Source organism: Ilumatobacter sp. (assembly GCF_030065885.1).
Taxonomy (GTDB): Bacteria; Actinomycetota; Acidimicrobiia; order Acidimicrobiales; family Ilumatobacteraceae; genus Ilumatobacter.
Genome location: NZ_JASJCS010000020.1, coordinates 1 through 17,631 on the forward strand (window position 1 = coordinate 1; position 17,631 = coordinate 17,631).

Consider the following 17,631-nt stretch of genomic DNA (forward strand, 5'->3'; position numbering starts at 1 on the left):
CAGGTTGCGGGCGGTGCCGATGACTGGCGGATCGGGTTGCACGGACGCGGCGGTGAGTTCGGGGGTTGATGTCGGTCGGGTTCGGTCGGTTGGTGGAGGTCGTTGGTGTCAGCCGAGCAGGTCGCGGGCGGTGCCGATGACTGGCGGATCGGGTTGCACGGACGCGGCGGTGAGTTCGGGGGTCGATGTCGGTCGGGTTCGGTCGGTTGGTGCAGGTCGTTGGTGTCAGCCGACCAGGTTGCGGGCGGTGCCGATGACTGGCGGATCGGGTTGCACGGACGCGGCGGTGAGTTCGGGGGTTGATGTCGGTCGGGTTCGGTCGGTTGGTGGAGATCGTTGGTGTCAGCCGAGCAGGTCGCGGGCGATGCCGATCCAGAACTCGGTGGCGAGCGCCAGGCTGTCGACGTCGATCCGCTCGTCGTGGCCGTGGAACCTGCTCCCGAATGCCGCCATGTCGATGTTCGGCGAGAAGAGGCCGGCACCGTACGCGACACGCCCGCGGTCGCGGTAGAAGCGGGCATCGGTGCCGCCGACGACGATGCCGGGCACGAGCCGTGCGCCCGGGTAGGCGAGTTGCGTGTGCTTGGCGACGGTGTCCCACAGCTCGTTGCCCATCGGTGACTCGGTGGGGTCGGACTCCTGCAGCGACGTGACCTCGACGTGCGCTGCGAGGTCGCCGAGCGCATCGGCGAGCAGCGCGTCGACGTCGGCCCGGGTGGTGCCGGGCACCGTGCGGATGTCGACCTCGACGTCGACCACGTCGGGGATCACGTTCGTCTTCTGCCCGCCGTGCGCGACGTTCGGCGAGACCGTGGTGTGGGTCAGCGCATGGCAGCCGCGGGCGATCGACACGGGCAGCTCGGCGATCGCGTCGTAGACCCGATCGGGATCGAGCATCGCCGCCCGGAGCTCGCCGGGCAGCCCGAACGACTCGACCTGGGCCTGCCACGCAACGCCGAGGTGTGGCGCCGACCGGTAGGCCGACAGCCGGTCGACGACAGCGGCCGCCTTGACGAGCGCGTTGTCGGCGCCGAACGGCATCGATCCATGGCCGGGCGTACCCGTCACCCTGAGCCGGCGCCACGCCATGCCCTTCTCGCCGACGTTGACCGTCACGTGCCGCGTGCCGTGGTCGTCGACGTGCGACCATCCACCCAGCTCGGTCAGGCAGTAGTCGGCATCGACCACCTCGGGGTGCCGGTCGAACATCCACTCCGCGCCCCACACCCCGCCCGCCTCCTCGTCGGCGACGCCGAAGTAGATCAGGTCGCCCTTCGGCCGGAAGCCGGACCGTGCGAGGTGGCGGAACGCGACCGCCATCGACGACGTGAGGTTGAGCATGTCGATCGCGCCCCGCCCCCAGACCTCGTCCTGCCCGTCGGCAGTGCGGATCAGTTCGCCGCCGAACGGGTCGTTGCTCCAGCCCTCGGGGCTGACGGGCACCACGTCGGTGTGGCCCATCAGGCACAGCGATGGCGCGTCGGGATCGGAACCCTCGATGCGGGCGACGACCGACCCGCGCCCGGGCCGTGCCTCGTACCACTCGACGTCGAGGCCGGCGCCCTCGAGGAACGTCTGCAGCAGCTCGGCGCTCTTCGTCTCGTCGCCGGATTCGGGCGTGCCGTCGTTGACGCAGGCGTTGCGGATCATCGCCTGGAGCAGCTCGGTCGTCTCGGCGGTCAAAGCGGCATCGGCCATGAGGTCACCTTACGGTCGTCACGCCGGGCGGCCGCAGGCCGCTGAACGCGTGAGCATCTTGCGTGGATAGTGCGCAACATCCTCACGCGTTGCCCGTCGGCGAACCGCCGAACAGAGCGGCGAGCTCGTCCGTGAGGTTGGCACGGGCCCGCTGCTCCCACGACGTGAGGCCCAGCACGCTCGGGAAGATGTGGCTGCGTTCGAGCATCGACCGGAGGAAGCTGCCGCGGCCACTCGCCCAGGCGTGGTCGTCGACATGGTGGTACTCGTGCCTGACGTTGCGGGCGTAGTCGGCGTACTTCGCCGGCTCGGCCGCCAGCACACCGAGATCGGCGGCCACCAGGATCGCCGTGCCGAGATCGGCGCCTGCATCGACCTGGTGCCCGGCGGTGGCCTCGATCATCTGCGCGACGTGACCGGCGGCATCTGCCGACCAGCCGAGCTCGCGCAGGGCACGCTCGGCCAACCGAGCGCTGGCCGCCTCGTTGTCGGTGTGCGTCGGCTCGTAGACGACGTCGTGGAAGAACCCGGCCGCCGCCACTGCGTCGACGTCGCAGCCCGGGTGCTCGGCAGCGAGCTCGCCGATGTGGCGGAGCACCCAGACGACGTGACGCAGCGTGTGGTAGCGGCGGTGCGGCTCGCGGTGATGGGCCACCACGACGTCGAACCAGCGGTCGGCGGCGCTCGACCTGCCGAGGTGGCGTTGCCACGCCACGCGGAGCTCGAGATCGTCGCCGGCCACGCCGCCAGTGTGTCACGGCGCATCCGTCGCCCCGGTCGAGGCCCGGCTGACCGCTGTGCCAGTGTGCGAGGCGTGACGATCTTGATCGACGAGGCGCGCTGGTGGCACCGCGGCCGGCGGTGGTGTCACCTCGTGAGCGACGTGTCGCTCGACGAGCTGCACGACTTCGCCGACGCCAACGGCATCCCGCGCCGCGGGTTCCAGGGCGACCACTACGACGTGCCCGAGGAGTACCGCGAGGCGCTGATCGAGGCCGGCGCCAGGGTGGTGGAGAGCCGTGAGCTGCTGCGCCGGCTCAAGGCCGCAGGTCTCCGCTTGTCGCCCGCCCAGCGACGTGCGATCACCAGCGTGGCGGCTCGCCGAGGCGATCGCGCGGGCAGCTGACCTCGCGGTCGACCACGAACCACTCGACCAGCTCGATGCCCGCCGCGTCGGCGATCTCGCTCATCTCGAGCCAACGATCGACGTCGGCGCCGTCGTCGGAGTCGAGCTCGTCTGGTCGCACGCTCGCCACCACCAGCGCCGCCGCACGACCGCCGTGGGCGGCCGGTTCGACGAGTCGCTCGACGACCTCGATCACGTCGTCGGCATGGTCGGTGCCGGTGACGACGGCGACGGCGAGCCCGCATCGAGCGTCGTCGAGCACGAGCGCAATGGTCTCGGCCCGCAGGGGCCGGTGGACGGCCATCGCCAGCGTCGCGAACGCCGTCGCTGGGTCGTCGATCGGATCGATGCCGGCCCTGGGCATCCGGTGGTGGACGGTGTGCATGGCTTCCCCGTTCGGAGGCACCGCGGTGCGCGGTGGTCGAGCTGAGGAGGAGTCGGCATCGATGACCGTACCGGCGGGGTGTGGCAGTCGTGACTGTGGTGTCGCAGCCGTGACCGCGTACGGTGGCCGCCATGGCCGACGTGACCATCTACCACAACCCGAATTGAAACTCGTCCACCAATGCCGTGCGCATTGCCGAGGAGTTGGGCGTCGACGCCGACATCGTCATCTACCGCAAGGACCCGCCCGACGGCGCCGCGTTGCGGGCGATCATCGCCAAGCTCGAGGACTCGCCCACCGATCTGGTTCGCCGCGACAGCCTGTTCAAGAAGCTCCAGCTCAGTGAGAGCGACGTCGAGACCGTCGACCAGATCGTCGAGACCATCGTCGACAACAAGATGATCATGCAGCGCCCGCTGGTCGTCACCGCCGACAAGGCCATCATCGGACGCCCGAAGGAGCGCGTCCGCGAACTCCTCGGAGGCTGAGCCGACTGGGAATCCGGGCCGGCACGGAACGACCGGCGCCGGTACCCTGAGCTCGGCGTGAGTGATGGGGACGAGGCGATATCCGACACCTCCGAGCGGGCCAGATGGGGACCGCTCCTCCGCCTCGTACGCCGCCAGTGGCGTGGCCTCGCGCTCGGCGCGTTGGTCGGGCTGCTGTGGACGTCGGGCAAGGTCGCCGTCCCGCAGCTGACGCGCCTCGCGATCGACCGGTCGATCGAAGGCGCCGAGAGCGCGTGGGGTTGGGCCTTCCTGATCGCCTGCGCGGGCCTCGTGTCCGGCACGTTCACCGCCACGCGGCGCTACGTCGCGTTCCGTGAGAGCCGCCTGACCGAGACCCGGCTGCGCGAGCGGTTGCTCAACCACATCCTCGGGCTCCACATCGGGTACCACGACCGTGCCCAGACCGGCCAGCTGATGAGCCGGGCGTCGAGCGACATCCAGCAGGTGCAGATGTTCGTCGTGATGCTCCCGTTGACGCTGTCGAACCTCGCGCTGATCTCGGTCGTCACCGTCGTGCTGTTCTCGACCGACGCGACGCTCGCCCTCTTCGCGCTCGCGCCGCTGCCGCTCGTCAACCTGACCGCCCGCCGGTTCTCCAACCAGGTGCATCCCGCGGTGCGCAGAGTGCAACAGGAGCAGGCGCAGCTGGCGACCGTCGTCGAGGAGACGGTCGCCGGCGTCCGCGTCATCAAGGGCTTCGGCGCCGAGCAGGTGCAGGCCGACAAGCTCGAGGTCGAAGCCGACGACATCCGCGATGCCTCGATGGTGGCCGCCAAGGTCCGGGCGAGGTTCTTGCCGTTCATGGAGCTCATGCCGGCCGCCGGCCTGATCGCGGTGCTCGGCATCGGTGGCCACCGCGTGCTCGACGGCCAGCTCAGCGTCGGTGAGCTCGTCGCGTTCAACTTCTACGTCGCACTCCTGGTCTGGCCGCTGCGGACGATCGGCATGACGGTTGCGTTCGGGCAGCGCGCGGCGACGGCGCTGCAGCGCATCGACGAGGTGCTCGACGTCGTGCCCGAGGTCGTCGATCCCGAACATCCCCGAGTCGGCGCGCACTCCGGCTCGGTCCGCTTCCAGAACGTGCGGTTCGGCTACGGCGAGGACGTCGTGCTCGATGGTCTCACCCTCGACATCGAGCCCGGCACGTCGGTCGCGCTCGTGGGCGCAACCGGTTCCGGCAAATCCACGATGGCGCGGCTGCTGGTGCGGTTCTACGACCCGGTCGGCGGCTCGATCGAGCTCGGCGGTGTGGATCTCCGCGACCAGACCGTGCACGACGTGCGCCGCTCGGTCGGCCTCGTGTTCGAGGACACGCTGCTGTTCCACGACACCGTTGCGGCGAACATCGCGTTCGCCAATCCCGATGCCGACGAGGCGACGATCCGTGCGGCGGCAGCGCTCGCCGGCGCCGCCGACTTCATCGACGAGCTCCCCGAGGGGTACGACACCGTGCTCGGCGAGCGTGGGTTCTCGCTGTCGGGTGGGCAACGTCAACGGGTGGCGATCGCCCGCGCGGTGGTGTCCGACCCGAGCGTGCTGATCCTCGACGACGCGACCAGCGCCGTCGACCCCACCAAGGAGCACGAGATCCGCGATGCGATGGGGACCGTGATGCAAGGCAGGACGACGATCGTCATCGCGCATCGCCCCGGGACGATCGCGATGGCCGACCGAGTCGTGCTCATCGACCGCGGCAAGGTGGCGGCGCAGGGGACCCACGACGAGCTGCTGGCCACGAGCACCCGCTACCGCGACGTGCTGGCGGCTGCGCGCCGCGAACACGTCGAGGCCGACCCGTCGCTCTCAGCCGGGGGTGGCGACTGACATGTGGGCGACCAACGCCGTCAGCGAGGAGGACCGCCTCGACCGCGACGAGACCCGCCAAGTGCTGCGCCGCGCAGCGCGGCTGGCACGCCCGCAGCGCCGGCTCGCGCTGGCGACGCTCGGGTTCGTCGCGATGTCGACGTCGACCACGATCGTGGGGCCGCTCTTGCTGCGCTACGGCATCGACCAGGGCATCAGGGCCGACGACCGTGGCGCGCTCAACCTCGCGATCGGCCTCTACGTCGTCGTCGCCGTCGTCGCCTACGCCGGCAGCCGGCAGCAGTACGTGTTCGTCAACCGCGCCGGTGAGGGGTTCCTCCGCGCGCTGCGAGTCCGACTGTTCGGGCACATCCAACGCCAGTCGCTGGCGTTCTTCGACCGCAACCAGGCCGGCGTCCTCGTCTCGCGGATGACCGCCGACATCGAGTCGATGTCCGAGCTCGTGCAGTGGGGCCTGCTCCAGTTCGTGGCCGCCTCGCTGCTCATCACGTTCGCGCTCGTGGTACTGCTGGTCATGTCGTGGCAGCTGACGCTGCTCGCGCTCCTGGTGATGCCCGTGATCGTCGTGGCCTCGATCCGCTTCCAGCGCGACTCGAACCGCGCCTACCTCGCCGTGCGCGAGCGGGTCGGCGAGAACCTGTCGTCGCTCCAGGAGAACATCGCCGGGGTGCGGGTCATCCAGGCCTACGCCCGTGAACCCGAGCAGTCCCGGCGCTTCCGGCGCACCAACCGGGCGCTGTACGACGCCCACCTGCACAGCGTCAAGGTGTCGACGTGGTACTTCGGTGTCGTCGAGTTCTGCGGTGTGCTCGCCACGGCGATCGCGATCGGTGCCGGAGGGTGGCTGGCGAAGAACGGCCAGGTGTCGGTCGGCACGGTCGTCGCCGTCGTGCTCCTCCTCGCGAGCCTGTTCGAGCCGGTGCAGCAGCTCTCGCAGATGTACAACACACTGCAGTCGGCCACCGCATCGCTCAACAAGATGTTTCAGATCCTCGACACCGAACCCGAGGTCGACGAGGCGCCCGATGCGGTCGACCTGCCCGCCGACGGCGTGCTGCGGGTCGACGCGGTGTCGTTCGCCTATCCCGGCACCGACGCCCGCGTGCTGCGCGACGTCTCGCTGGCGGTCGCGCCGGGCGAGCGGCTCGCCCTGGTCGGTCCGACCGGGGCCGGCAAGTCGTCGCTCGCCAAGCTGATGGCGCGGCTCTACGACCCTGACGCCGGGTCGGTGCACTTCGGCGACGTCGACCTCCGCCGCGCGACGCTGCGGTCGCTGCGCGGGCGCCTGGTCGTCGTGCCGCAGGAGGGCTTCCTGTTCGACGGCACCATCGCCGACAACCTGCGGCTGGCACGGCCCGGTGCCTCCGACGACGAGATCCGTGAGGCGCTCGCCGCCATCGACGCGCTCGACCGGTTCGAGGCGTTCCCGGAGGGACTTGCGACCGAGGTGCGCGAGCGGGGATCCCGGCTGTCGGCCGGGGAGCGCCAGCTCGTGTCGCTGGCGAGGGCCGCGCTGGTCGACCCGGCGGTGCTCGTGCTCGACGAGGCGACGTCGAGCCTCGACCCTGGCACCGAGGCGCTCGTCGAGCATGCGCTCGACCGGCTGATGACCGGGCGCACGACCATCGTCGTCGCCCATCGCCTGTCGACGGTGCAGCGTGCCGACCGGATCGCCGTCGTCGACCACGGCGAGCTCGTCGAGCTGGGAACTCACAACGAGCTCATCGACGCCGACGGCCACTACGCGCGGCTCGCGGCCGCATGGCGCAAGAGCCAGCCGGTGTGAGCCGGACGCTGTACGCCTCCGACGGCGATCAGCTCGGCTGACCCGGTCGGTTGCCGGACTCGGCCGACGGCACCGCCGTCGGCGACGTGCTCGCAGGCGTCGGCGCGGCACTCACGGGCGAACCCGTCGTCGAGGGTGGCCGGCAACGTCGGTGACGGGGCGACGTCGACGGCGCGTCCGTGCTCGTCGTTGACGTCCCTGGCCGCGAGGTGTCGTGCGCCGCGGCCTCGGGGACGTCGCGCCGATCCGCGATCATTCGGACGCCGACGAGCTCGAGACGGGCCACCGCGGCGCTGCCCGAAGCGTCGCACCCGGCCGGGCGGGGGCTCACGAGCAGGCGCTACCGTCACACCATGCCGCTGCGCGAAGAGACGATCGATGCGACCACCGACGACGGCGAGATGGTCGTCGTCGTCAAGCAGCCCGACGGCGAGCCGGCGGGCGGGGGCGCATGGCCGACGGTCGCGATCTTCATCGATGCGCCCGGGCTCCGGCCGGCCACCCACGAGTTCATGGCGCGCCTGGCGGAGCACGGTTACCGCGTCGTCACGCCGGATCTTCACCACCGCAACGGCCGCCTGCTGCACTTCGAGCCCAAGGACTTCGCCGAGGACCCGTCGCGCCGCGAGATCGTGAGGGGCTGGATCGGGTCGATGACCGACGACCAGATCCAGCACGACTTCCAGTGCGCCCTGAGGACCGTCGGCGTCGCCGACGACGCGAAGGTCGGGGTGATCGGATTCTGCCTCGGGGCCCGTGCCGTGTACCGGGCGATGGAACGTCACCCCGACCGCGTCGCATGTGGCGCGGGGTGGCACCCGTCGTTCCTGGCCGACGACGAGCCCGACTCGCCCCACCTCACGGCCGGCGGGCTGGATCGGCCGCTCTACCTCGGCATCGGCGAGGCCGACGAGGTGCAGTCGATCGCGATGCACCAGCGCTTCCTCGACGCCGTCGCTGATCTCCCGCACGTCGACGTCACGACGTTTCCGGGCGCCGACCACGGCTACACGTGGCCCGGCTACCCGTCGTACGACGAGAACGCGGCCGAGACCAGCTGGTCGAAGACGCTGGCCATGCTCGAATCGGCGCTCCGCACGTAGTTGCAGCGCGAGGCAGGGATCGGACCCTCCGCCACGCCATCGATCAGATCGAGTCGGGGGCGAAGACGAGGACGAACTCCAGCAGGCCATTGTCCTCGGTCGTGATGCCAGCGAACGAGGGATTGGCGATGTCGTAGTCCTCGAACAGCACCGGGATGCTGCCGAGCACGCCGATCTGGCCGTTCTCCAGCCGGGCAGTGAGCTCGAACGTGACCGTGTTGGTGACGCCGCGCAGGGTCAACTCGCCGGTCGCGGTCGTCTCGACGTTGGCGCCCTCGACCGCCTCGGTGCCGAGCTCGATCGGCTCGGTGAGCGTGAACGTGGCGGTCGGGAACTCGTCCGTGGACATGATCCGGCCGCGGAACTGGTTGTCGCGGCGACCGTCGTCGCTCTCGATCGACGCAACGTCGACGACGAACTCGGCGTCGGTCACCGACGTGCCGTCGATCGTCAGTGCGCCGGTGATCTGGTTCGTCCGGCCGACCGCAGCGGTGTCGACGCCGAACAGCACCTCGTCGACGCGATAGCCGAGCTCGGATGCATCGGTGATGTTCCACAGCGACACCCCCTCGGGCACACCGGCCGGTGCCGTATCGGCAGGGGGTGGCTCGGTGCCGACGGGAGCGGTGGACGCCGGGGCGTCCTCGGCCGGCGCTGTCGCCTCGGGCCGGGTGTCGGTGGGATCGTCGGTCACCTCGTCGTCGGCACCGTCGGCGACGGCGTCATCGGTCGTCGCACCGCCGTCGGTGGCTGCTTCATCGCCGTCGATCGAGAGTGCTGCGTCGAGGTCGCTCTCGTCGAGGGGGTCCTCCGGGTCGTTGATGAAGTTGACGTAGATGAGGATCGCCCCGAAGACCAGCGCGACGACGCCGACGATGCTGAACGCGCCCCACTTCAGCCATCGTGGGATCCCGCCTCGCCGCCCTCCGTCAGGGCTGGCGCCGGGGTCGACGTCAGGGGTGGTGGTGTCGTGGGTGTTCATCGTGCCTCCGGGTTGGTTCCGACGTGCAGTACGTCGGTACGCCCCCACTCGGTTCGCGAGATGATGACACGCCGTCGGCCGCCACCGGGCGCGCAGCGCCGACTTCAGACAGGTTTCAGATGAGTGCGCAACATCGAACGGAGGGTGCTGGGCACCCCCGTTCAGAGGATCTGGCTGAGGAACAGCTGTGTGCGATCCTCGCTGGGGTTCGTGAAGAAGTGCTCCGGGGTGCCGACCTCGACGACCTCGCCGTCGGCCATGAACACCACGCGATCGGCGACCTCTCGCGCGAACCCCATCTCATGGGTGACGACGATCATCGTCATCCCGCCCAACGCGAGGTCCTTCATCGTGTCGAGCACCTCCTTGATCATCTCGGGGTCGAGCGCCGACGTCGGCTCGTCGAAGAGCATGACCTTCGGGTTCATCGCCAGCGAGCGGGCGATCGCGACACGCTGCTGCTGACCACCGGAGAGCTGGCCGGGGTACTTGCGGGCCTGCTCGGGGATGCGCACGCGCTCGAGCAGCTCCATCGCGTGCGATTCGGCATCGGCCTTCGGGGTCTTGCGCACCTGTCGCGGCGCGAGCGTGATGTTGTCGAGCACCGTGAGGTGCGGGAACAGGTTGAACGACTGGAACACCATGCCGGTCTCGCGACGGATCTCCTGGATGTTCCGAACGTCGTCCGACAGCTCGATGCCGTCGACGGTGATACGGCCGCGGTCGTGCTTCTCGAGCCGGTTGATGCAGCGGATCAGCGTCGACTTGCCCGACCCTGACGGGCCGATCACGACGACGACCTCCTGCTTGCCGACGTTCATGTTGATGTTCTTGAGCGCCTGGAACTCCCCGAAGAACTTGTCGACCCCGTCGACCTCGATCATCACCTCGGACGAGTGGCCCATCAACTGGGTGGCATCGGAGAACACGGTCTCAGTCACGTGCATGATCCTTTCGTGATGGGACCGGCGGTGGTCATCGGACGCCGATCCCGAGCTTGCGTTCGAGCCGTTGGCTCTCGCGGGACATGGTGAACGAGAACGCCCAGAAGCCGAAGGCGATGAACACCAGCGTCTCGGCGATCGCGAACGGCGGGAGGAACTCCGACTGGGCATGGACGACATCGCGGACGCCGACGAACTCGAGCACGGCGATGATGATCAGCAGCGAGGTGTCCTTGAACAACGAGATGAACTGGCCGACCATCGCCGGGATCACGGCACGCAGCGCCTGGGGGAGCACCAGCAGGCGGGTGATGCCTGCCGGCGCGAGTCCGAGCGCCTGGCCGGCCTCGGTCTGACCAATGGGCACCGCCTGGAGCCCGCCACGGACGATCTCGGCGATGTAGGCCGCCGAGAAGAGCGTGATCGCGGCGATCGCGCGCGTCGGCAGTGACGGTGGCGTGTCCGAGTCGACGAAGAAGCCGAGGAAGAAGCGGGCCATCAGGAGCAGTGTGATCAGGGGGACACCCCGGATGATCTCGATGTAGATGGTCGACAGCCACCGAACCGCCGGCAGACCCGATCGGCGGCCGAGAGCCAACAGCAGCCCGAGCGGGAAGGCCAGGACGATGGCCGCGGCCGCTGCGAGCAGGTTCATGTAGAGGCCGCCCCACTCGACCCAGTCGACGTTCTCGTGACCGATGGCGTCGGAGATCTGCCAGCACACCACCCCGACCACGGTGAGCACGCCCAAGGACAACCCGAGGCGCCGGCCGAGGATGGCGCTGACGGTGCCCGCCGCAGCTGCACCGGCGACGATGACGAACGACGGTCCGAACCCTCGCTCCGAGAGCACGAGGGCCGCCCCGAGTCCGGTCACCACCGTGCCGGCCGCGCCAGCAGCTGTCGGCAGCCGCTCGGCCCACCGCCCGGTGAGGTCGAGCAATGCCGGCGTCAGCGCGAGCAGCTGGAAGCACCATGCGAGACCACCCGTTCCGCTGAGCGCCTGGAACGCGATCACGCCGCCGAGCAACGAGGCCGACAGCGACGCAGCGCGCAGCACGCTCGGTGCCCGGACGGCGAGTTGGAAGCCGATCAGTGCGGCCGCCGCGCACGCCGCCAGGATCAGCCACGGGCCGGCGGTCCGGACGCCGACGGCGAAGAGCGAGACGATGAACAGACCGAGCGCCCAGTACGACGAGAGCAGCTCGCGCGGCGTCGAACGTGTCAGCTCGGTACCGGCCAGCTCGGCACGATCGCGCGCCGAGGCTCGCACCCAGCCCATCGCCAAGCCGAGCGAACCCATCATCACGATGATGTTGACGACCATGCGGGTGCGTTCGTCGCGCGGGAACCGGCCGATCATGAACAGCTCGAGGTTGGCGCGGACCGGCGACCACTCCCCGTTCACGAAGACGAACAGCGCAGCGCGGTAGCCGAGGTACAGCGCCAGCAGGGAGAAGACCACCGTGATGATCGCGTTGTACCAGTTGTTGAAGAGGTTGTTCCTCACCCACTCGGACGGGGTCTGGTCACCGTGGCGCGGCGCCTCGGCCTCGGCGATCACGTGCGAGAGCTCGGCCGGGAGTGCGGTGTCGGCGGAGACGAAGTCACTCATGGCGTCACCTCCCCACCAGCTGGAATCGGCGGTTGACGACGTTCAGGACGAGCGACGTGACCAACGAGAACGTGAGGTACACGATCATGAGCGCGAGGATCATCTGCGTGGCCGGCTGCCCGTTGCCGATCGCGGTTCGGATCACCTGCGTGACATCGGGATAGGCGACGGCGACGGCGAGCGACGTGTTCTTGGTCAGGTTGAGGAACTGGTTGATGACCGGCGGCATCGCGATCCGGAGCGCCTGCGGGAGCACGACGAACCGATAGCGCTGGAAACCGGTGAGAGCGAGCGCGTTGGCGGCCTCGTTCTGACCGATCGGCACCGCGAGAATCGACCCACGGATGATCTCCGCGATGTGGCTCGCCGTGTACAGACCGAGCGCGAGCGTCAATGCCACGAAGGCGTCGTTGGTCGGGAGACCACCTTCGATCAGGCGCCCGCTCTCGGACACGGTCGGCCACGACATCCGCAGCGGCCCCCCGAGTGCCACGAAGGCGATGAGGCCCAGCCCGAGGATCGTGGCCAGCGAGTACAGCACCCGGTGGTGCGGCTGACCGGTGTCGACGTTGACCTTGGTTCGCCAGCGCCACACCCCGATCGCGACGACCAGCACCGCCAGCATGACGAGCCAGAACAGACCGCTGTTGCCGTCGTTGGCGACCGACGGGAATCCGAGCCGCGACTTCGACAGGATCATGAAGTTGTCGTCGGTGCCGGGGAGCTTGATCTGTCGTGGTGGGCTCGACGGATTGAACGCCGGCAGGGCGGTGTTGTTCACGAACAGCGCGGCACCGACGAAGATGATGATGACGAGCGGCGGGATGTTGCGAAACACCTCGACGTACAGCGTGGTCAGCTTGCGCAACACCCAGTTCGTCGAGAGCCGACCGATCCCGATCAGGACGCCGAGCACCACGGCGAGCGTGATGCCGACCACGGCCGAGATCAGCGTGTTCTGGATGCCGACGCCGATCAGCTTCCAGATCGGCGACTGCGGGTCGAACGACGAGTCTCGGACCTGGAACCCGGCGGGGTCGTCGAGGAACCCGAGCCCGAACGGGATGTTCTGCTCGTCGAGGTTGGTCAGCAGATTGTTGATGAGCCACCACAACGTGATGCCCACGGCGAGCACGACGCCAACCTGCGCCGCGGCCTTCAACACCTCGACGTTGCGCCACAACGGCGGCTTCGTCATCGGTTCCGTCACCGCGTTTCCCCCATGTGGTCTCCCCCAGTGTTCGTGTGATGAACGAGCGGTGAGCGGGCCTGACCCCGAGGGGCCGGCCCGCTCACCGCATCAGAGGTTGATCAGCGGTAGGGCGGCACGTACATCAGGCCGCCGTTCGTCCACAGATCGTTGGGGGAGCCACCCAGCTGGAGACCGATCGGCACGATGTGCCGGTTGTAGATCTCCTCGTAGTTCCCGACCTGGCTGACGACCTGCACCGCGAAGTCGGCCGGCAGGCCGAGACCCGGATCGAAGCCCTCGGACTGGCCGACGAAGCGCTGGATGTTGGGATCGTCGCCGCTGTAGCTGGCGATGTTCGACGAGTCGAGGCCGAACTCCCACGCCTGGACGGTCGCCATGACCGCCCAGTTGACTGCCTGCGCCCAGGCGGTGTCGCCGTCGGCGACGACAGGGCCCAACGGCTCCTTGGAGATGACCTCGGCCATGATGAACTGCTCGGGTCCGTCGTTGCCCTCGATCGTCGCCTTGAAGGCGGCGAGCTGGGAGGCATCCGACGTCCAGGCCTCGCACTGGCCCGACTCGTAGGCCGGCTGGAGCTGGGTGTTGTCCTCGAACACGACCGGCGTGAACGGGATGCCGCGGGCGTTGAAGACCGACGTCAGGTTGAGCTCGGTCGTGGTGCCGGAGAGCACGCAGATGGCAGCGTCGGCCAGATCTTCGAGCGTCGTGAAGCCGGTCGAGGCCGGCACCATCATGCCCTGCCCGTCGTAGAAGGTGGTGAACAGGAAGTTCGAACCCTCCACACCGTCACGGGTCGCCGTCCACGTCGTGTTTCGGATCAGCAGGTCGATCTCACCGGCCTGGAGCGCGGTGAAGCGCGCGTCGGCGGTCAGCGGCACGTACTCGACCGCGTCGGCGTTGCCGAGCACGCCGGCGGCGACCACACGGCAGTAGTCGATGTCGAAGCCGGAGTAGTTGCCCTCCGAGTCGACGATGCCGAAGCCGGGCAGGGTCTCGTTGACGCCGCAGATCACGCTGCCGCGGCTCAGGACGGTGTCGAGCAGGTCACCGCCCTGGGCGACGTCCACCGTGTCGCCGTCACCGGAATCGCCCGAGTCGCCCGAATCACCGGTATCGCCCGAATCACCGGTATCGCCCGAATCGTCGGTGTCGCCCGAATCGCCGGAATCACCGGAATCGTCCGAATCGCCACCGTCCTCGGTCTCGACGGCATCGCCGTCTGCATCGTCATCGTCGTCACCGCCACACGCACCGGCGATCAATGCCAGCGCCGCGACTGCACCGGCAGCGCGCTGCCAGCGATGTGTCGTCCCCCTGCGGGTCATACTTGCCTCCTGAGCTCGGAACACATCCGTGATCGTCGTGTTCTCGTTTGGTTCACGCCGCATACCAGCGTGTCTGGCACCAGCGATTGGCGAACCCTAACAAAGACGGCGCCCACCGATGTCAAGCGCAGGTTGCGGTGTGGTTGCGGTCGGACGAACCGCAGGTGCGGTCGTCGCGAATGCAGAGCGAACAGCGGACGGTTCACATCCGCGATCGGGAGCGCGCCAGACTGGGCTGATGTCCACGGTCACCGTCGCTCGCAGCCTGCCCCGCATCGCCGAGGCGGTCGGCCTCGCCGTCCGCACGGCGGGGGCGGTGCCGCGTCAGCTCGGACTGACCCGCGCCGCCCTCGAGGCGAACGGCTTCACCGGCAAGCTCGGCGAGACGCTGGTCGTGCCGTCGCGCGAGGGTACGACGCTCGTGGCCGTCGGGGTGGGCGACGATCCGAGCGCCAACCAGCTGCGCGACGCCGCTGCGGCGTTCGCTCGCGCGGCCGGCAACCGCGAGCACCTCGCCACGAATCTGCTCGAGGCGGCGTCGGGCAGCGTCGGTGACGCCGCCGCAGCCGTCGTCGAGGGCGTCGTGCTCGCGAGCTACCGGTACGTCGGCCAGAAGACCGACACCTCGGCTGCTTCGAAGCTCGACACCTTGACGCTCGTGGCACCAGCGGCGTCGGCATCGGCCGCCGAGCGGGGCGTGACGCGGGCGATGGCGACGACGCGTGCGGCGCAACTGGCTCGCGATCTCGCCAACTCGCCGCCCAGCCACCTCAACGCACGGGGCATCGCCGATCTCGCGGTCGAGCTCGCCGCCGAGCACGGACTCGGCTGCGAGGTGTTCGGCAAGGACCAGTTGGCCGTGCTCGGTTGCGGCGGCATCCTCGGCGTCAACGCCGGCTCGGTCGAACCGCCGCGCATGGTCAAGCTGACGTACCGCCCCCGCAACCCCAAGGCGCATCTCGCGCTGGTCGGGAAGGGCGTGATGTACGACTCCGGCGGCATCAGCCTCAAGCCCAGCAACCCCATGCACGCCGTCATGAAGATGGACATGTCGGGCGCCGCAGCCGTGCTGGCCGCGATGACGGCGCTGAAGGCGCTCCGGTGCCGCAACCAGGTGACCGCCTGGCTGATGTGCACCGACAACATGCCGTCGGGGTCCGCACTCAAGCTCGGCGACGTGCTCACGATGCGGAACGGCAAGACCGTCGAGATCCACAACACCGACGCCGAGGGCCGCTTGATCCTGGCCGACGGGCTCTCGCTCGCCGTCGAGGAGGAGCCCGACGCGATCGTCGACATCGCCACGCTGACGGGCGCGGCACTCTCCGCGCTCGGCAAGGAGTACGCGGCCGTGCTCGGCACGAGCGACGCCGTGATCGAGCAGGTCGAGGCGGCGGCCGGGGCCGTCGACGAGCCCGTCTGGGAGCTGCCGCTGTCGAAGGACCGCTACCGCAAGCTGCTCGACTCCGTGGTGGCGGACATGCGCAACGTCGGCGGCCCGTATGCGGGCGCCATCACGGCTGCGATTTTCCTATCGGAGTTCTCGGGCGAGGTACCGTGGGCGCACATCGACATGGCCGGCGCCATGGACGTCGACGCCGACAAGGGTTGGAAGTCGAAGGGTGCCACCGGCTACGGCGCGCGGCTCCTGATCGAGCTGGCGCAGGGCTTCACGCCGCCGACGTGACGGGGGAACCGCGCCCCAACTTCTTGTTCGTCATGAGCGACGACCACGCCGCTCATGCGATCTCGGCCTACGGCAGCCGGATCAACGAGACGCCGCACATCGACCGCCTGGCGGCGGGCGGCATGCGGTTCGACGCGTGCTTCTGCACGAACTCGATCTGCACGCCGAGCCGAGCGTCGATCCTCACCGGCACGTACAACCACGTCAACGGGGTGACGACGCTCGACACGCACATGGACAATCGCCTCCAGACGTTCCCGAAGCTGCTGCAGACCGCCGGCTACCAGACCGCGATCGTGGGGAAGTGGCATCTCGGCCACGGGCCCGACCACGACCCGACCGGCTTCGACTTCTGGCGGGTGCTCCCCGGCCAGGGGCACTACCACAACCCGGTGATGCTCGGTCCGGGGCCCGGCGGCAGCCACGAGGTGATCGAACGCGGTGGTTACGTGACCGACCTGATCACCGACGACTGCCTCGACTGGCTCGACCGGCGTGACCGCGACCGACCGTTCATGCTGCTGTGCCACCACAAGGCGCCGCACCGCACGTGGGAGCCGAGCCGCGAGCACTTCACGATGTACGACGACGTCGAGATCCCCGAGCCCGAGACGATGTGGGACGACCACGCCACGCGGGCAGAGGTCGTGCAGGCGATGCGGATGCGGCTGATGGACCTCGACCCGATCATCGACCTCAAGTCGCCGGTGCCCGACGGTCTGACCGAGGACGAGGAGGTGCGCTGGCGGTACCAGCGCTACATCAAGGACTACCTCCGCGTCGTCGCGTCGATCGACGACAACGTCGGGCGGCTGCTCGACCACCTCGATCACGAGGGTCTCGCCGACGACACCGTGGTGGTCTACACGAGCGATCAGGGCTTCTTCCTCGGCGACCACGGGTGGTTCGACAAGCGCCTGATGTACGAGGAGTCGCTGTCGATGCCGTTCATCGTCCGCTACCCGAGGGTGGTGGCGCCCGGCTCGTCGACCGAGGCGATGGCGCTGAACGTCGACGTCGCGCCGACGTTCCTCGAGCTCGCCGGTCTCGACGTACCGTCCGACATGCAGGGCCGGTCGCTCGTGCCGCTGCTCAGCGGCGAGGAGCCCGACGACTGGCGGCGGTCGATGTACTACCGCTACTGGATGCACGGCGATCGCATCCACCGGGTGCCGGCGCACTACGGCGTCCGCACCGAGACCCACAAGCTGATCTGCTACTACAACGACCCACTCGGCCAACCCGGGGCGCACGGCCCGGTCGCACCGACCGAGTGGGAGCTGTTCGACCTCCTCGCCGATCCGCTCGAGACCACCAACGTCATCGACGACGAGCGGTATGCAGCCGTGCTCATGGAGCTCCGCGCCGAGCTCGCGCGGCTGCAGGCCGAGCTCGGCGACGCGCCGTACGTCGCCGTCGGCTGAGCGGTCGGCC

At 69.1% G+C, this 17,631-nt stretch carries 15 protein-coding genes; 7 read left to right on the top strand and 8 right to left on the bottom strand.

Going from position 1 to position 17,631, the window contains the following annotated elements; translation table 11 throughout:
- Positions 1-342 precede the first annotated feature (342 nt).
- Positions 343-1,698, bottom strand: a complete 1,356-nt coding sequence (locus tag QNJ12_RS06820) for a M20/M25/M40 family metallo-hydrolase (RefSeq protein WP_300620666.1) — start codon at positions 1,696-1,698, stop codon at positions 343-345.
- Between the two features lie 82 nt (positions 1,699-1,780).
- Positions 1,781-2,440: an HD domain-containing protein gene (locus QNJ12_RS06825; RefSeq protein ID WP_300620669.1), complete on the bottom strand. Its 660-nt coding sequence runs from the start codon at positions 2,438-2,440 to the stop codon at positions 1,781-1,783.
- Positions 2,441-2,512: 72 nt separating this feature from the next.
- Between QNJ12_RS06825 and QNJ12_RS06830 the strand changes: the two genes are divergently transcribed.
- Entirely contained in the window at positions 2,513-2,824 is a 312-nt protein-coding gene (locus QNJ12_RS06830) for a DUF4031 domain-containing protein (RefSeq protein ID WP_300620672.1), read from the top strand.
- On the opposite strand, the gene QNJ12_RS06835 is transcribed toward QNJ12_RS06830, so the two are convergent.
- Entirely contained in the window at positions 2,781-3,209 is a 429-nt protein-coding gene (locus QNJ12_RS06835) for a hypothetical protein (protein WP_300620674.1), read from the bottom strand. The genes QNJ12_RS06830 and QNJ12_RS06835 overlap by 44 nt on opposite strands.
- A 185-nt stretch (positions 3,210-3,394) precedes the next feature.
- On the opposite strand from QNJ12_RS06835, the gene QNJ12_RS06840 reads away from it, so the two are divergent.
- From QNJ12_RS06840 to QNJ12_RS06855, 4 genes are all read left to right on the top strand, one after another.
- Positions 3,395-3,697: an ArsC/Spx/MgsR family protein gene (locus QNJ12_RS06840; RefSeq protein ID WP_300620677.1), complete on the top strand. Its 303-nt coding sequence runs from the start codon at positions 3,395-3,397 to the stop codon at positions 3,695-3,697.
- Between the two features lie 57 nt (positions 3,698-3,754).
- Entirely contained in the window at positions 3,755-5,542 is a 1,788-nt protein-coding gene (locus tag QNJ12_RS06845) for an ABC transporter ATP-binding protein (RefSeq protein ID WP_300620680.1), read from the top strand.
- A gap of 1 nt (position 5,543) precedes the next feature.
- The gene (locus tag QNJ12_RS06850; protein ID WP_300620683.1) at positions 5,544-7,328 is read left to right on the top strand and encodes an ABC transporter ATP-binding protein; all 1,785 of its coding nucleotides are present in this window, start codon (positions 5,544-5,546) and stop codon (positions 7,326-7,328) included.
- A gap of 353 nt (positions 7,329-7,681) precedes the next feature.
- Complete coding sequence (locus tag QNJ12_RS06855; RefSeq protein ID WP_300620686.1) at positions 7,682-8,431, top strand: dienelactone hydrolase family protein; 750 nt, start codon at positions 7,682-7,684, stop codon at positions 8,429-8,431.
- A 43-nt stretch (positions 8,432-8,474) separates the two neighbouring features.
- On the opposite strand, the gene QNJ12_RS06860 is transcribed toward QNJ12_RS06855, so the two are convergent.
- From QNJ12_RS06860 to QNJ12_RS06880, 5 genes are all read right to left on the bottom strand, one after another.
- The gene (locus QNJ12_RS06860; RefSeq protein ID WP_300620689.1) at positions 8,475-9,413 is read right to left on the bottom strand and encodes a YceI family protein; all 939 of its coding nucleotides are present in this window, start codon (positions 9,411-9,413) and stop codon (positions 8,475-8,477) included.
- 161 nt (positions 9,414-9,574) lie between these two features.
- Positions 9,575-10,360: an amino acid ABC transporter ATP-binding protein gene (locus QNJ12_RS06865; protein ID WP_367281761.1), complete on the bottom strand. Its 786-nt coding sequence runs from the start codon at positions 10,358-10,360 to the stop codon at positions 9,575-9,577.
- A gap of 28 nt (positions 10,361-10,388) precedes the next feature.
- Positions 10,389-11,972 (bottom strand): amino acid ABC transporter permease, encoded by a 1,584-nt coding sequence (locus QNJ12_RS06870; protein ID WP_300620694.1) that lies wholly within the window; start codon positions 11,970-11,972, stop codon positions 10,389-10,391.
- A gap of 4 nt (positions 11,973-11,976) precedes the next feature.
- A complete protein-coding gene (locus QNJ12_RS06875) occupies positions 11,977-13,170 on the bottom strand; it encodes an ABC transporter permease subunit (protein ID WP_300620697.1) in 1,194 nt (397 codons plus the stop codon).
- Between the two features lie 113 nt (positions 13,171-13,283).
- Positions 13,284-14,510: an amino acid ABC transporter substrate-binding protein gene (locus QNJ12_RS06880; protein ID WP_300620699.1), complete on the bottom strand. Its 1,227-nt coding sequence runs from the start codon at positions 14,508-14,510 to the stop codon at positions 13,284-13,286.
- Between the two features lie 238 nt (positions 14,511-14,748).
- Between QNJ12_RS06880 and QNJ12_RS06885 the strand changes: the two genes are divergently transcribed.
- Together QNJ12_RS06885 and QNJ12_RS06890 are read left to right on the top strand one after the other, a co-directional pair.
- Complete coding sequence (locus QNJ12_RS06885; protein WP_300620702.1) at positions 14,749-16,197, top strand: leucyl aminopeptidase; 1,449 nt, start codon at positions 14,749-14,751, stop codon at positions 16,195-16,197.
- Complete coding sequence (locus QNJ12_RS06890) at positions 16,194-17,621, top strand: sulfatase (RefSeq protein WP_300620705.1); 1,428 nt, start codon at positions 16,194-16,196, stop codon at positions 17,619-17,621. The genes QNJ12_RS06885 and QNJ12_RS06890 overlap by 4 nt, the downstream gene beginning before the upstream one ends.
- Positions 17,622-17,631 lie beyond the last annotated feature (10 nt).

Bases quoted from the DNA above. Each gene is read 5' to 3' on its own strand.
- QNJ12_RS06880 (WP_300620699.1), bottom strand. From the start codon at position 14,510: ATGACCCGCAGGGGGACGACACATCGCTGGCAGCGCGCTGCCGGTGCA.
- QNJ12_RS06885 (WP_300620702.1), top strand. From the start codon at position 14,749: ATGTCCACGGTCACCGTCGCTCGCAGCCTGCCCCGCATCGCCGAGGCG.
- QNJ12_RS06855 (WP_300620686.1), top strand. From the start codon at position 7,682: ATGCCGCTGCGCGAAGAGACGATCGATGCGACCACCGACGACGGCGAG.
- QNJ12_RS06865 (WP_367281761.1), bottom strand. From the start codon at position 10,360: ATGCACGTGACTGAGACCGTGTTCTCCGATGCCACCCAGTTGATGGGC.
- QNJ12_RS06820 (WP_300620666.1), bottom strand. From the start codon at position 1,698: ATGGCCGATGCCGCTTTGACCGCCGAGACGACCGAGCTGCTCCAGGCG.
- QNJ12_RS06875 (WP_300620697.1), bottom strand. From the start codon at position 13,170: ATGACGAAGCCGCCGTTGTGGCGCAACGTCGAGGTGTTGAAGGCCGCG.
- QNJ12_RS06850 (WP_300620683.1), top strand. From the start codon at position 5,544: ATGTGGGCGACCAACGCCGTCAGCGAGGAGGACCGCCTCGACCGCGAC.
- QNJ12_RS06835 (WP_300620674.1), bottom strand. From the start codon at position 3,209: ATGCACACCGTCCACCACCGGATGCCCAGGGCCGGCATCGATCCGATC.
- QNJ12_RS06860 (WP_300620689.1), bottom strand. From the start codon at position 9,413: ATGAACACCCACGACACCACCACCCCTGACGTCGACCCCGGCGCCAGC.
- QNJ12_RS06870 (WP_300620694.1), bottom strand. From the start codon at position 11,972: ATGAGTGACTTCGTCTCCGCCGACACCGCACTCCCGGCCGAGCTCTCG.